Annotated in this window: 15 protein-coding genes and 1 tRNA gene; 8 read left to right on the forward strand and 8 right to left on the reverse strand. The window is 34.5% G+C overall.

The window, feature by feature from the left end:
• Nucleotides 1-10: 10 nt before the first annotated feature.
• From ABW637_RS01790 to ABW637_RS01800, 3 genes are all read left to right on the forward strand, one after another.
• Nucleotides 11-1,084 (forward strand): PA0069 family radical SAM protein, encoded by a 1,074-nt coding sequence (locus tag ABW637_RS01790; RefSeq protein ID WP_367582914.1) that lies wholly within the window; start codon nucleotides 11-13, stop codon nucleotides 1,082-1,084.
• Nucleotides 1,085-1,173: 89 nt separating this feature from the next.
• Complete coding sequence (locus ABW637_RS01795) at nucleotides 1,174-1,419, forward strand: endonuclease domain-containing protein (protein ID WP_367582915.1); 246 nt, start codon at nucleotides 1,174-1,176, stop codon at nucleotides 1,417-1,419.
• On the forward strand, nucleotides 1,400-1,540 hold the full coding sequence (locus ABW637_RS01800; protein ID WP_367582916.1) for a DUF559 domain-containing protein: 141 nt from the start codon (nucleotides 1,400-1,402) through the stop codon (nucleotides 1,538-1,540). Before ABW637_RS01795 ends, ABW637_RS01800 begins: the two co-directional genes overlap by 20 nt.
• Nucleotides 1,541-1,619: 79 nt before the next feature.
• On the opposite strand, the gene ABW637_RS01805 is transcribed toward ABW637_RS01800, so the two are convergent.
• From ABW637_RS01805 to ABW637_RS01820, 4 genes are all read right to left on the reverse strand, one after another.
• A complete protein-coding gene (locus tag ABW637_RS01805) occupies nucleotides 1,620-2,273 on the reverse strand; it encodes an HD domain-containing protein (protein ID WP_367582917.1) in 654 nt (217 codons plus the stop codon).
• 12 nt (nucleotides 2,274-2,285) lie between these two features.
• The gene (locus ABW637_RS01810; RefSeq protein WP_367582918.1) at nucleotides 2,286-3,287 is read right to left on the reverse strand and encodes an acyl-ACP desaturase; all 1,002 of its coding nucleotides are present in this window, start codon (nucleotides 3,285-3,287) and stop codon (nucleotides 2,286-2,288) included.
• A gap of 11 nt (nucleotides 3,288-3,298) precedes the next feature.
• Entirely contained in the window at nucleotides 3,299-4,042 is a 744-nt protein-coding gene (locus ABW637_RS01815; RefSeq protein ID WP_367582919.1) for a lysophospholipid acyltransferase family protein, read from the reverse strand.
• A 151-nt stretch (nucleotides 4,043-4,193) separates the two neighbouring features.
• Complete coding sequence (locus ABW637_RS01820; RefSeq protein ID WP_367582920.1) at nucleotides 4,194-4,604, reverse strand: BrxA/BrxB family bacilliredoxin; 411 nt, start codon at nucleotides 4,602-4,604, stop codon at nucleotides 4,194-4,196.
• A gap of 214 nt (nucleotides 4,605-4,818) precedes the next feature.
• Here ABW637_RS01820 and ABW637_RS01825 point away from each other — a divergent pair, with 214 nt between their 5' ends.
• On the forward strand, nucleotides 4,819-5,553 hold the full coding sequence (locus tag ABW637_RS01825) for a TerB family tellurite resistance protein (RefSeq protein WP_367582921.1): 735 nt from the start codon (nucleotides 4,819-4,821) through the stop codon (nucleotides 5,551-5,553).
• Nucleotides 5,554-5,608: 55 nt separating this feature from the next.
• Here the strand turns inward: ABW637_RS01825 and ABW637_RS01830 are convergent, their stop codons facing one another.
• Nucleotides 5,609-6,748, reverse strand: a complete 1,140-nt coding sequence (locus ABW637_RS01830) for a lycopene cyclase family protein (RefSeq protein ID WP_367582922.1) — start codon at nucleotides 6,746-6,748, stop codon at nucleotides 5,609-5,611.
• Nucleotides 6,749-6,848: 100 nt separating this feature from the next.
• Here ABW637_RS01830 and ABW637_RS01835 point away from each other — a divergent pair, with 100 nt between their 5' ends.
• Together ABW637_RS01835 and ABW637_RS01840 are read left to right on the forward strand one after the other, a co-directional pair.
• Complete coding sequence (locus ABW637_RS01835) at nucleotides 6,849-7,265, forward strand: hypothetical protein (protein WP_367582923.1); 417 nt, start codon at nucleotides 6,849-6,851, stop codon at nucleotides 7,263-7,265.
• A gap of 47 nt (nucleotides 7,266-7,312) precedes the next feature.
• A complete protein-coding gene (locus ABW637_RS01840; RefSeq protein WP_367582924.1) occupies nucleotides 7,313-8,239 on the forward strand; it encodes a DMT family transporter in 927 nt (308 codons plus the stop codon).
• Nucleotides 8,240-8,430: 191 nt separating this feature from the next.
• Here the strand turns inward: ABW637_RS01840 and feoB are convergent, their stop codons facing one another.
• The 3 genes from feoB to ABW637_RS01855 all read right to left on the reverse strand — a co-directional run bounded on the left by feoB (nucleotide 8,431) and on the right by ABW637_RS01855 (nucleotide 11,547).
• The gene (feoB, locus tag ABW637_RS01845) at nucleotides 8,431-10,527 is read right to left on the reverse strand and encodes a ferrous iron transport protein B (protein WP_367582925.1); all 2,097 of its coding nucleotides are present in this window, start codon (nucleotides 10,525-10,527) and stop codon (nucleotides 8,431-8,433) included.
• Between the two features lie 10 nt (nucleotides 10,528-10,537).
• Nucleotides 10,538-10,768 carry a FeoA family protein gene (locus tag ABW637_RS01850; protein WP_367582926.1) on the reverse strand — a complete coding sequence of 77 codons (231 nt, stop codon included), beginning with the start codon at nucleotides 10,766-10,768 and terminating at the stop codon, nucleotides 10,538-10,540.
• Between the two features lie 107 nt (nucleotides 10,769-10,875).
• The gene (locus tag ABW637_RS01855; protein WP_367582927.1) at nucleotides 10,876-11,547 is read right to left on the reverse strand and encodes an SCO family protein; all 672 of its coding nucleotides are present in this window, start codon (nucleotides 11,545-11,547) and stop codon (nucleotides 10,876-10,878) included.
• Nucleotides 11,548-11,704: 157 nt separating this feature from the next.
• Between ABW637_RS01855 and rseP the strand changes: the two genes are divergently transcribed.
• Nucleotides 11,705-13,027, forward strand: coding sequence for an RIP metalloprotease RseP (gene rseP, locus ABW637_RS01860; RefSeq protein ID WP_367582928.1), 1,323 nt, complete (start codon nucleotides 11,705-11,707; stop codon nucleotides 13,025-13,027).
• A 93-nt stretch (nucleotides 13,028-13,120) separates the two neighbouring features.
• Nucleotides 13,121-13,194, forward strand: a tRNA-Asn gene (locus ABW637_RS01865).
• Nucleotides 13,195-13,267: the final 73 nt, after the last annotated feature.

The following is a 13,267-nucleotide window of genomic DNA, read 5'->3' on the forward strand; positions in this document are numbered from 1 at the left end:
AACCGTACTCATGAAACCACAAAACCACATTAAAGGCAGGGGTGCACAGGAAAAAGTGCATAATAGATTCTCTGAAAATCATTATGAAATGCGTGATGATTTCTTAAATTATTGCCAAAAAGAAGGAGAGCAAATCGACAGGCATCAAACCACTTTTATTGAAACATTTCCAAAGACCATCGTTAATAAAGTTACGAGTCCCGATGTCGGAATGATGTATTCTCTAAATCCGTATCAAGGGTGTGAACACGGTTGCGTGTATTGTTATGCTCGCAATACTCATGAGTATTGGGGGTATGGTGCAGGCTTGGATTTTGAAAGTAAGATTTTAGTGAAAAAAAATGCTGCTGAATTGTTAGAAAAAAAGCTTCGTAGTAAACACTGGAAAGCCTACCCAATTTCGCTTTCGGGAAATACCGATTGTTACCAACCTATTGAAAAAAAGCTCAAAATCACACGGCAATTATTGCAGCTTTTTCTAAAGTACAAACATCCCGTTGGAATAATCACCAAAAATGCTTTAATCCAAAGAGATATTGATATTCTTTCTGAATTATCTAAGGATAATCTGGTCTCTGTTTTTCTATCTATCACTTCTTTAAAAGAAGAAACCCGAAGAATTCTTGAACCCAGAACAGCAAGTATAAAAAAGCGTTTAGAAACACTTGAAAAATTAAACACAGCAGGAATTCCAACAAATGTGATGATGGCACCTATTATTCCGTCTATAAATAGTCACGAAATATTACCTTTGGTTGAAGAAATAGCCAAACGTGGTGCAAAAAGTGTAGGATATACAATCGTACGATTAAATGGAGCCATTGGAAGTATCTTCACGAAATGGTTAGAGAACACTCTACCCGATCGCAAGGACAAAATCCTTCATCAAATCATGGAATGTCATAACGGTAATCTTAATGATAGCGAATTTGGAAGAAGAATGAGTGGCACGGGTACTATTGCCAAACAAATTCATCAACTTTTTGAATTGGCCAGGAAAAAATACCTTCCAAATCCTGAAAAAATAGTACTAAACTGCGATATGCATGAGCAGTATAAAGATGGGCAAATGAGGTTATTTTAGTTAAAAATCCTACTTTAAAAGTTCCTTTCCCTCGCTAGGGAAAGGTGGCCCCGGATTAGGGGCCGGAAAGGGTAGACAACGCAAGAAAGATGAGCGAAAAAACACATAACAAACCAGAATTAAAAAATCACAGAAAAGAATTAAGAAAAAATCTAACCCCAGCCGAGGCATTTTTATGGAAATATCTTCAAAATAGAAAATTAGAAGGAAGAAAGTTCAGAAGGCAGCATAGTATCAAAAACTATATTGTTGATTTTTACTGTGCAAAAGAAAAATTGATTATTGAATTAGATGGAGAACCTCACATGAGTCTAAATGGTCAAGAAAAAAGATAATAAAAGAGACCAAAAGTTGGAAAATTTAGGTTTTAAAGTAATTAGGTTCGAGAATCACATGGTTTTTGATTATCTTACATCTGTGTTAGAAGAGATCAAAAATAATTTCAACAGTATATAACACCCCTTCCGTCTCGCCAAAAAGCAAGACACCTTCCCCTTAATTAGGGGAAGGAACTAAAAATAGATCCTAATACATTTTACAACTCCCCTTCCCACTCTTTATAAAATTGCTCTAAAAACGCTTCCATATAGTCATGTCTTTGCAGAGCAATTTTCTTCCCTGTTTTGGTATTCATTCGATCTTTAAGCAGTAATAGCTTTTCGTAAAAATGATTAATTGTTGGTGCTGTAGAGGTTTTATATTCTTCTTTGCTCATGGTAAGATTAGGAGCTACCTCTGGATCATACAATGCCCTGTTTTTAAAGCCACCATAATTAAAACATCTTGCAATCCCTACCGCACCAATTGCATCTAATCGATCTGCGTCCTGTATAACGTCTAGTTCTGGAGATTTGAATTTTTGTTTTACATTTCCGCCTTTGAAAGATATATTCTCGATGATATTGATTACATGCTCGATAATACTTCCTTCAACTTGCATCCCTTCTAAAAATTCTTTGGCGACTTTAGGACCTACCGTTTCGTCACCATTATGAAATTTAGAATCGGCAATATCATGTAGTAATGCCCCTAGAGAAACTACAAAAAGATCGACTTCTTCCTCTTTTGCAATTGAGTGAGCATTTTTAAACACTCTCTGAGTGTGAAACCAATCATGTCCCCCTTCAGCTCCAGCTAACTTTTCTTTAACAAAATCGATTGTTTGAGATATAATCTGTTCTTCAGTCATATCCAACTCAATTTATTTTATCAAAGCTGGTTGTACCCATTTAAATTCGAAAACGTCTTCAGGAATTACTAGTCGTTCACTAATTCTTTGCATTCTAGCTGGTAATTTCATGACAAAATCACGTGCTTTCTCTGCTTCATCGGTAAGGTCACTTAATTTGTCTATTTCCCATTTGTCGATCAAACGTTGCATGATATCAATATAATCCTGAGAAGTATATACTCCTAATCGCTGAGCGGCATTAGAAAACTCTTCAAAAGCAGTCCCAATTGCGTCACCAGATTCTCTAAGAAAATGAGCAGGCATAACAATCTTATGCTTCATCATATCGCTAAAAGCAACCATCATTTGACTAGGATCTACTTCAAAGATATTTTTTACAAATTCGCTATATGCATTATAATGGCGCATCTCATCACCCGCAATAATCTTACACATTTTGGCTAATGACTTGTTAGAGTAGTCTTTAGCCATTTTTGCTACTCTGCTATGCGAAATGTTAGTTGCCAATTCCTGAAAACTAGTGTATACAAAATTCTTGTACGGATCTCTATCGGTACCTATATCAAAACCATCGTTAATAAGATGTTGTGTAGTTCTTTCTACTTCGATCATATTTACTCTTCCCGACAGATACAAATATTTGTTTAGGGTATCCCCATGACGATTTTCTTCGCTAGTCCAATAGCGAACCCATCTGGCCCAACCATTATCTTTACCATCTTCATGTTGATTTACTCCTTCTACATCCATCAACCAGGATTCGTATGTTGGTAATGCTTCCTCGGTTATAGTATCACCAACTAAAACTACCCAAAAATCGTACGGAAGTTCTTTTGCTAACTCTCTTAATTCTTTTACCTCATCAAAGAAGGTATCTTCATTTTGAGAATTGGGCAAGAAATCGGTTGGCTGCCATACTTTATCAATCGGAATCAAAAATTTATCGATAAACGATTCAATTTTCTTTTCCAGCAATTGCATTACCTCTAATCTAATGTTATCTAAAGCCATGACTTGTGTATTTATGTTATTATAGTTGAGACTACTTTTCTTTTAATTATGTCTAATAGTTCTTGTGGTTCAAATTCTTTCATTTCTATAGGTTCTTTCACCTCAAGAGTTAAATGTATTCCTATTCCCATAGGAAAATTACCATATTTCACCAATTTCCAGCTATTATTAATAGTAACCGGAACGACAAGGGCATCAGGAGCATTTTTAAACAAAATCTTTAATCCCGTAGGAGCAAACTCTTTTGGTTTCCCATCTCTACTTCTAGTTCCTTCGGGAAAAATAACAGCTGAAAAATTATTCTCGGCAATAAATTTTCCAAATTTGGATAGCGCAGGAATCGATTGCTTTGGGTTCTTTCTATCAATTAAAACATGTCCTCCATGCCTTAAGTTATATGAAACACTCGGCATTCCTTTACCCAATTCGATCTTAGATATAAATTTTGGCTTATGCCTGCGTAAATACCAAGATATTAAAGGAATATCAAACATACTTTGATGATTAGAAACAATAATTAAAGATCGTTCCTTTGGCAACTCATGTTCGTTTTTAAAACTAAATGTTACTCCTAAAGCATGTAAACATCTTAATAAACAGAGGTTCATAAGATTTATTACTCCTCGATGTGCTTTTGCTCCTCCTAGATGTACTCCTAACCACTGCAACGGTTGAAAAATCAATAGTGTTAATACGAACAACAAATAGAAAATTACTGAAAGCGGATATGAAAATATCCTTTTTATGGCCCCCATTATATCTTTTAACAATTATTAAATTTGACTTGTGTTACAGTACCGCAAGGTCTTACATTATTTCAAGTAAACCAATATTTTATGAAAATAATAAACCGCTTGTACAGACAAACGGTTTAGATTTCTTTTTAGCATAAAAACTACCTACTTTTTAGCAATGCTCGTTATAAGCATCCATAAGATTTTCTGCTATCATTTCTGCAGGCCTTCCTTCAATATGGTGACGTTCTAGCATATGCACTAATTCTCCGTTTTTGAATAGTGCCATAGACGGTGACGATGGAGGAAACGGAACCATAAACCCTCTAGCTTTATCGGTTGCTTCTTTATCAACTCCCGCAAAAACAGTTACGATATGGTCTGGCTTTTTATTATTATTTAATGAAGCTTTTGCTCCCGGACGTGCATTGGCTGCAGCACAACCACATACCGAGTTAACAACTACCAGAGTAGTCCCTTCTTTGGCAATAGCCGTTTCTACAGCTTCGGCTGTTTGCAATTCATCAAAACCTACATTGGTAAGATCTTCACGCATTGGTTTAACTAAATCTGCTGGATACATATTTCTTTTATTTTTTTATTACAATTTTGTGCAAAGGTACAAATTATGTACCACATCACAGCAACTGACAAGTAGTCGTAAAATCATCATTTAACTAACTTTATCATTTTTTTATCGTAACAAACACATTAGTTTGTTGTCTAATTAAAACATAGCCAAAATGTATCTCATGATATTTTTCGGTTATCTTTACAACCCAAAAAAATTGTTTTGAATGATTAAATGGTTTGCTGCCATATTAGGATATGTGTTTTTTAGATTTCCCGGTGCTATACTGGGTTTTATATTAGGAAGTCTCCTTGATTCGACCACAATTAAAACTAGTGGTGGTTTTAAGAATGTGTTTTCGCAAGAAGAAAAAGTGACTCCTGCAGATTTTGAGCTCAATTTACTATCGCTATCGTCTATAGTGATTAAGGCAGACGGAAGAGTGAATCAGACTGAATTGGATTATGTGAGACGATATTTTGTGAGTGCTTACGGCAAGGAACGCGCTAATGCAACCTTTAGGACATTTAACGAAATTATCAAAAACAGGCATGTTTCTGCACCTCATATATGCATGTATATTAATCAACATACGCGCTATCCTTCTAGATTACAAATTCTTCATTTTTTGTTTGGAATAGCCAATGCCGATGGAAGCGTTAGCAATGCCGAAGCTGAAGAAATTGGTAAAATTGCCGGATTTTTACGCATCAATTTTAAAGACTTTGAGAGTATTAAAGCGATGTTTTTTAAAACTGGCGATCATGCTTATAAGATTCTTGAGATTGAAAAAACTGCAACTGATGCTGAGGTAAAAAAAGCGTTTAGAACCATGGCAAAAAAATATCATCCTGATAAAATTCAGCATATGGATGAAATACATATCAAAGGTGCCGAAGCCAAATTTAGAGAAGTGCAAAAAGCCTATGACCAAATTAAAAACGAAAGAGGAATAAGTTAGTTGTTAGTTGTTAGTTGTTAGTTGTTAGTTGTTAGTTGTTAGTTGAAAATAAACATTAAAAAATTCTATTCCAAAGAGCTTTCAGGAACCTCCCCCAGGGTAAACTAGTGGTAATTTTTATATCTTCAAGAAATGTCGTTTCTTCATCCAAAAATTTTAAAATTTTTGTGGTTTTATTCTTTCTAAATAATTTAGAAAATAAGGTAGCGCCTATTCCATTATCTTTATGCAAAACATCCAAGAACAATAAATCATAGTACCAAAACTTGGTTCTTTTTCCAAACTTCGAAAGGTCATTTTTGGTCTTCAAAAACTCAATAAGTTTTTGGGTATTTTTAAGTGAAATATTAAATGTAAATCCTGTACTGGGCTTTGTCCAACCACCAGCAGTCCCTATATTCAATATGTTTTTGGTGTTCTTCTTTCTAAACTCATAACTTGTCATTGGGATGCATCCTCGTTCTTTTTCTACGATTTGATACTCTTCAATTCCTTTTTCCTTTAAATACTTCACAATCTCATCTTCATACTCTTGTTCCTCCAGAAGATCTTCAGAAAATAGAGTATATTCAAAAAGCGCCTCTGTCTCTGAAGTAGGCAATACATACATAAATCTGGTATTCCCATTTTGAGCCACCTTAAAATCCATAAAAGTAGCAGTTTCGGCATCAAATGAAGAGGTTTTAGTTTTTACAAACCATCCAACAAAATGTTGATTAAGAACGGGGTATTGTTTCTGATTTTTATGTGCAGCAGAAAGCAAAATGCTATTAAAGACTTTGTGTCCAAGATACACCTGTTGATCGGTTTCAATTTTTACACTCCCTTTATCATCTGTTACCGAAATTAGTTCCTCATGAACAATAGTAATATTTGATTTTCCTTTTATCGCATCTAAAACAAAGCTATAAAAATCCTTACTCCTAATGGTTTTATAGGTATAGGGAGAAATTTCTATTTTTTTTGAAAAATCAGTACTCCCAAAGTAAATGTTAGTCCATTGTTTGCTCAATATCTCATCCCAAGTTCCATTACCAATCTCCCAAAAGGACCAAGTGCGATCATTTTGATTTTTAATTTCTTTGTCGACCAGCAATAGTTGTTTTTGATTAAAAAAAGGGTCTAAAATCATATGATAAACCAGCATCAAGCCTGAAGCACCCATGCCGGTAATTATGTAGTCGTATTTTTGCATATTCAAGGACTAAATATAGAACGAAAATTCAGTAATTTGAATATATTAAGAACTATTTAGAATTCTTTTTTATATATCTTTAACTTCTGTTATTCAAAAAATGAAACACGCACTCCTTTTACTTTTACTTATTGCACCCTTTATTGAGCTAACCGCGCAAGAATCAATCAAAGTTGATTCTCAAAAAACAATCGTAAAACTCAACGTTGGAGATTCTGCCGATTTTAATTCTAAGCGTATAAAATTTATAAAAGTAATAGAAGATTCTAGATGCCCCTCTGATGTTACTTGTATTTGGGCCGGACAAGCCACCGCAAGTATTGAACTTTATGAAGATGGAATTCTAAAAGAAGAAAAAGAGCTTGTTTTTGGAGCAAAAGCTATTAACCCTAATAACACAAAAGAGGTATTAGTCACCAAAGAAAAAACAATTTATGCATACACTATAAGTCCTTATCCCTTATCAGAAAAACCTATTATCCAAGAAGAATATTGTTTAGAGTTACTCATTAAATAAATCATTCTTTATCTCATGAATCAGATCTTCTATTCTTACTTTATTTTATGATCTCTAACAAGACAAAAGCGCACCTGGCTTTATTGAGCGTGAATATGATTTATGGTGCAAATTATTTAGTTGCCAAAGGTTTGATGCCTCATAAAATAGAAGCTTCGGCTTTGGTATTTCTTCGTATTAGTGGAGCGGGCCTCTTATTTCTGATTCTTAAAATTTTTATCAAAGAAAAGGTAGAACGAAAAGATCTTGCTCGCCTAGCTTTATGCGGTTTGTTGGGAGTAGCAACCAACCAGTTCTTTTCTATGAATGGATTAAGTCTAACCTCTCCCGTTGATGCTGCAATTATTATTACTGCCATGCCTATTTTTACAGTAATCATAAGTCGATTTTTACTTAAAGAACCATTTACGGTACAGCGCATTTTAGGAATTTCTATTGGGGGTACTGGTGCTGCTCTACTAATTTATTTGGGTAATTCTGGCCTTGGCACTGGGTCTTTAAAAGGAAATATTTTCGTGTTTATTAATGCCCTGGCATTTGCGTTCTATTTAGTAATTATAAAACCATTAATGTCAAAGTATAAGCCCATTACCGTAATTGTGTGGACGTTCTTATTTGGGTTTATTTTCATGTTTCCATTTTGTATAGAAAAACTGATACATACAGACTTTTCATCTTTTGCCACCATCAACTGGGTTTCTTTATTCTATGTAGTGATTGGCCCCACTTTTTTAGCGTATTTATTAAACATGTTTGCCCTGCAATATGTAAAACCTACTGTTTCTAGTAGTTATATTTATGTACAACCTGCGGTGGCCATGCTACTGGTCGCTCTAGTGTCATATATTGTTGTAGATAGTCAGTACAAAGGTGATATTACACTGGTTAAACTTCTATGCTGTATCTTGATTTTTGTGGGTGTATTTTTGATTAGCAGCAAGCCAATACTATGGTTAAAAAAATCAAATCCCTAGTGGCATCCACAATTAGATGTACCACAAGAAGAATCTAATGTTTTTTTCTTTGATGCCACGACAGAGGGCTTTAGAAAGAATTTTCTAATTAAAAATCCTATTGCTACTGCAAATACCAGAAGAACTAATATGTTTTGAATTATAATGTTCATAGCTATTAAGTCTTACAAAAGTACAAAAACTTAAGTTTATTACTTTAAAATTTGATATACAATAAGTGCTACACTATATGCCAATGCGCTCATAAACACCAGTTGGGCCATTGGCCATTTCCAACTGTTAGTTTCACGTTTTACGATAGCTAGGGTACTCATACATTGCATAGCGAATGCGTAGAATAATAACAAAGAAATACCACTTGCCAGATTAAATAACGGGGCACCAGTAATCGGATTTACCTCGGCAGCCATTCTATTCTTAATTGTTTCTTCTTCATCACTCCCAACACTATAGATCGTTGCTAAAGTTCCTACAAAAACTTCTCTGGCTGCAAAAGAACTAATAATCCCAATTCCTATTTTCCAATCATACCCCAAAGGCGCAACGATTGGTTCTATCGCCTTTCCTGCATATCCTATAAATGAGTACTCTAACTTATGAGATGCTATTTTCTGATCTATTTCTTCCTGAGGAAGATTGGTATTTGCACTAGCCACTATATGCTCTGCATTATTAAAATTTTCGTTAGGTCCAAAACTTGCTAAAACCCATAAAACGATTGATATTGCTAAAATGATTTTTCCGGCGCCAAATACAAATGCTTTTGTTTTTTCTACCACATTAATAGCCACATTTTTAAACAATGGCACTTTGTATCCGGGCATTTCGATTACAAAATAGGATTTGCTTTTGATTTTCAGCATTTTATTAAGCAACCATGCCGATCCAACAGCGGTTCCAAAACCAAGAAAATATAAAAACATTAACGTAAGGCTTTGGTAGCTAAATATCCACCCTACTTTTTCATCAGGAATAACGAGAGCGATAATAATTAGATATACTGGTAATCTAGCTGAGCAGGTTGTAAACGGAACCACAAGAATCGTGATCAATCTTTCTTTCCAGTTTTCTATATTTCTTGTCGCCATTACAGCAGGGATTGCACATGCAGTTCCCGATACCAGTGGGACTACACTTTTACCGCTCAACCCAAAACGTCGCATGACTCTATCCATTAGAAAAACTACACGACTCATATAACCACTTTCTTCGAGAATAGAAATAAATAGAAACAAGAAAGCGATCTGCGGAATAAAAATTACAATCCCCCCTAATCCAGGAATAATACCTTCGGTAATAAGATCTACAAAAGGACCAGCCGGAAGCGCCATTCTTGTAGCTTCACTTAACCATGCAAATCCTTCATCGATCAAATCCATCGGGTACGATGACCAATCATAAATCGCTTGAAATATTAATAAAAGAATTCCGAAGAAAATAAAGTATCCCCAGAATTTATGCGTAAGCACCCTATCCAACTTTGCCCGCATTCCTGTGGCTGCTTTTTCATCAACAACTAGCCCTTTTTTAAGTACGTTATTAATAAACTGGTACCTTTTAATTGTTTCTTTTTGTTGAAGTCGTTTTAGTTCACTTTCAGATTTAATCTTAAAATCAGGAGCAATAGTATTACTTTGCTTATCAAATTTCCTGAAGTTGACATCCTGCGTAATGACCAACCAAAGTTTATATAATGATTGATTTGGAAAAGCTTTTTGCAATCTCTCAAAATAGTCAGGCGCAAATGACAATGCATTTACACAAGGCGATTTAGGTAATAATGCATATGATTCTATCAATTTTTTAAGCTCATCGATTCCTTCTTTCTTGCGGGCACTCACCAAAGCAATTTTGGTATTAAGCTCTTTTTCTAATAATGGAATATCTAATGAAATCCCTTTTCTATTCATACGATCTGCCATGTTGATCACCAAAATAGTAGGGATTTCTAAATCTTTGATCTGTGTAAAAAGAAGCAGATTTCTTTTTAGGTTTTCAACATCACTTACTACAACAGCTACATCGGGGAAATCTTTATCCTTTTTATTGAGAAGCAATTCGATCACTACATTTTCATCTAATGAAGAAGCATTGAGACTGTAGGTGCCTGGCAAATCAAGAATATGTGCTTTGACTCCTCGAGATAGTTTACAAATCCCTTCTTTTTTTTCTACCGTAATTCCTGGGTAATTACCGACTTGTTGATTAAGTCCGGTGAGCAAATTAAAAACAGACGTTTTTCCGGTGTTGGGGTTTCCTATAAGTGAAACTTTAATTTGCTTGGCCATAAAAAAATTGCTAGTAAATAATTTGAACTTCGATCTGAGCTGCAATTTCTTTACGGATTGCTAGATGACTACCATTTACATTAAGATACATCGGACATTGGAAAGGAGCTGTTTGAAGTAATTCTACTTCATTACCTGGCAAGCATCCCATTTCTAGTAATTTAAGCGGAATGATATCTGATGTGATCTCTTTAATTAAGGCCCGTTGACCTCGTTTTAGAGAAGCAATTGTAGTCTTCAAGTTTTTATTTAGATTAATTTTAAACAAGGCAAAAATAGTATAAAAATTCGTGACCAAAAAGCTAAATTTTTAAAATAAAACAATATTAGAACAGAACTAGACTTACATCACTTACTTATTCTTTTTAAAACCTCTATATCTTCGAGTAATCGGTCAATATCCTCAGGATTGGTTCCATCATAAAAACCTCGGATTCGTTTCTTTTTGTCTATCAAAACAAAATTCTCGGTATGCACCATATCATAAGGTCCTCCATCACCATCAGATTTTGCTGCCAGATACGATTTTCTTGCCAAGTCGTAGATTTGCTTTTTGTCTCCGGTTACTAAATTCCACTTAGCATCATCGACTCCTTTAGTGATCGCATATTTTTTTAATCGGGCTACACTATCAATTTTAGGTGTTACACTATGCGAAAGAAGCAAAACATCGTTATCCTCTTTCAATCTATCCTGAATCTCTTTCATATGATCGGTCATAATGGGACAAATGGTTTGACATGTCGTAAAGAAAAAATCGGCTACATAGATTTTATTCTTATAGTTTTCCTGGGTTACCGTTTCTCCATTTTGATTGATCAGCTTGAAATCTGCAATCTTATGGTATTTGCGTATATATTGAACTGTACTATCTACCAATTCTGAATTCACCATTTCGGGTTCATATATCGGCAATGTTCTATTTGGTTTCAGAATTGAATATATGATAGAAACTATAATTGCCGACAACACAAAAAGTATCACCGCTAAAAATTTATATTTTGAAAAAAACTGAAGCATCTATTTTTTTTATTCCGACAAAATTACAAGGATTCTAATGTATAAAACACCATGTTAGCATTAAAAATATCCTAAATCTTTTGATATAACATAGGTATATTTTTATATACTCCTGTAAAAGGTTACTTTTGCGTGATTTAATTTTGAAGAACGACCCATGAGTCCATTTTTTGTAAAAGCTGCACAGCTGTTATTAAGTTTATCTATCCTAATCGTTTTACACGAACTAGGGCATTTCATTCCTGCCAAACTATTTAAAACAAGAGTAGAAAAATTTTATTTGTTTTTTGATATAAAATTCTCTCTGTTTAAGAAAAAAATAGGTGAAACCGTATACGGTATCGGCTGGCTTCCTCTTGGAGGGTATGTAAAAATTGCCGGTATGATCGATGAGAGTATGGATAAAGAACAAATGGCGGGACCACCACAACCATGGGAGTTTAGATCTAAACCAGCCTGGCAACGTTTAATTATTATGCTTGGCGGTGTTACGGTAAACATTATTCTTGGGTTTTTAATCTATATGGCCATTATATTTACCTGGGGAACCAGCTATGTTGGTTTCGAAGATTTACCTAAAGGTTTTGCCATAGAAGATTCTTTCAAAAAGTATGGTTTTGAAGATGGAGATAGAATCATGCAAGTTAATGGTAAAGAATTTGAAGATGTAACAAGGATTAATCAGCATTTGTTTATGCGTGATATTAATGCGATTAGTGTTTTGCATCAAAATGGACAAAAAGAAACAATACAGATTCCTGAAGATATCGGAACCATTATGTTTGAATCTGGAGTGCTACGTCCTTTTTCACCCATAGTTGATCCTATACTTGATAGTATTCAAAAAGGATCTGCAGCAGACCAGTCAGGACTTCGTAAAGGAGATAAAATTCTATCGCTTAATGATCAAAAAGTAACATACTGGAGTGATTTTAACAGACTAAAGGTTGCAGACACCACAAAGAAAGCTTTAAAAGTAGTCTATCTACGTGATGGTATAGAAAATAGTGTAACCGTTACTCCAGATGAAGATGGCATCGTTGGAGTATACCCAAAAATAGATTATAAGTTCCAAAAAAAGGAGTATTCATTAGGTGAAAGTATTACCAAAGGTTTTGATTTTGGATATTGGACATTATATGATTATATAGCACAATTTAAATATGTCTTTACCAAAAAAGGAGCAAGCCAGGTGGGTGGATTTGGAGCAATCGGTAATCTTTTTCCAGATGCCTGGGATTGGAGAGCTTTTTGGGGAACTACGGCTTTTATATCAATAATCTTAGCGTTTATGAATATTCTACCCATCCCAGCATTAGATGGTGGTCATGTTATGTTTTTATTATATGAAATTATAGCTGGCAAAAAGCCAAATGACAAGTTTATGGAGTATGCTCAACTTGTTGGTTTTATTATTCTTATAGCATTATTATTGTTTGCTAACGGTAATGATATCTATAGAGCAATTACCGGAAAGTAAGAAAAAACAAAAAAATCTTTTTGAGATATAAAAAATAGTATATATTTGCACTCGCAAAAAGAGAAAAACACTCTATATTTGCAAAACACAAATTCCTCCTTAGCTCAGTTGGTTAGAGCATCTGACTGTTAATCAGAGGGTCCTTGGTTCGAGCCCAAGAGGAGGAGCTTAAAATTAGAAATGCCGGCTTATTACTAAGCCGGCATTTTATTTTTTTAACCTAATTGTTTTATACACCCT

The sequence above is a fragment of the Aquimarina penaris genome, from assembly GCF_040786285.1.
In the GTDB taxonomy this organism is placed as follows: domain Bacteria; phylum Bacteroidota; class Bacteroidia; order Flavobacteriales; family Flavobacteriaceae; genus Aquimarina.

Bases quoted from the DNA above. Each gene is read 5' to 3' on its own strand.
- ABW637_RS01790 (WP_367582914.1), top strand. From the start codon at position 11: ATGAAACCACAAAACCACATTAAAGGCAGGGGTGCACAGGAAAAAGTG.
- ABW637_RS01795 (WP_367582915.1), top strand. From the start codon at position 1,174: ATGAGCGAAAAAACACATAACAAACCAGAATTAAAAAATCACAGAAAA.
- ABW637_RS01800 (WP_367582916.1), top strand. From the start codon at position 1,400: ATGGTCAAGAAAAAAGATAATAAAAGAGACCAAAAGTTGGAAAATTTA.
- ABW637_RS01805 (WP_367582917.1), bottom strand. From the start codon at position 2,273: ATGACTGAAGAACAGATTATATCTCAAACAATCGATTTTGTTAAAGAA.
- ABW637_RS01810 (WP_367582918.1), bottom strand. From the start codon at position 3,287: ATGGCTTTAGATAACATTAGATTAGAGGTAATGCAATTGCTGGAAAAG.
- ABW637_RS01815 (WP_367582919.1), bottom strand. From the start codon at position 4,042: ATGGGGGCCATAAAAAGGATATTTTCATATCCGCTTTCAGTAATTTTC.
- ABW637_RS01820 (WP_367582920.1), bottom strand. From the start codon at position 4,604: ATGTATCCAGCAGATTTAGTTAAACCAATGCGTGAAGATCTTACCAAT.
- ABW637_RS01825 (WP_367582921.1), top strand. From the start codon at position 4,819: ATGATTAAATGGTTTGCTGCCATATTAGGATATGTGTTTTTTAGATTT.
- ABW637_RS01830 (WP_367582922.1), bottom strand. From the start codon at position 6,748: ATGCAAAAATACGACTACATAATTACCGGCATGGGTGCTTCAGGCTTG.
- ABW637_RS01835 (WP_367582923.1), top strand. From the start codon at position 6,849: ATGAAACACGCACTCCTTTTACTTTTACTTATTGCACCCTTTATTGAG.
- ABW637_RS01840 (WP_367582924.1), top strand. From the start codon at position 7,313: ATGATCTCTAACAAGACAAAAGCGCACCTGGCTTTATTGAGCGTGAAT.
- feoB (WP_367582925.1), bottom strand. From the start codon at position 10,527: ATGGCCAAGCAAATTAAAGTTTCACTTATAGGAAACCCCAACACCGGA.
- ABW637_RS01855 (WP_367582927.1), bottom strand. From the start codon at position 11,547: ATGCTTCAGTTTTTTTCAAAATATAAATTTTTAGCGGTGATACTTTTT.
- rseP (WP_367582928.1), top strand. From the start codon at position 11,705: ATGAGTCCATTTTTTGTAAAAGCTGCACAGCTGTTATTAAGTTTATCT.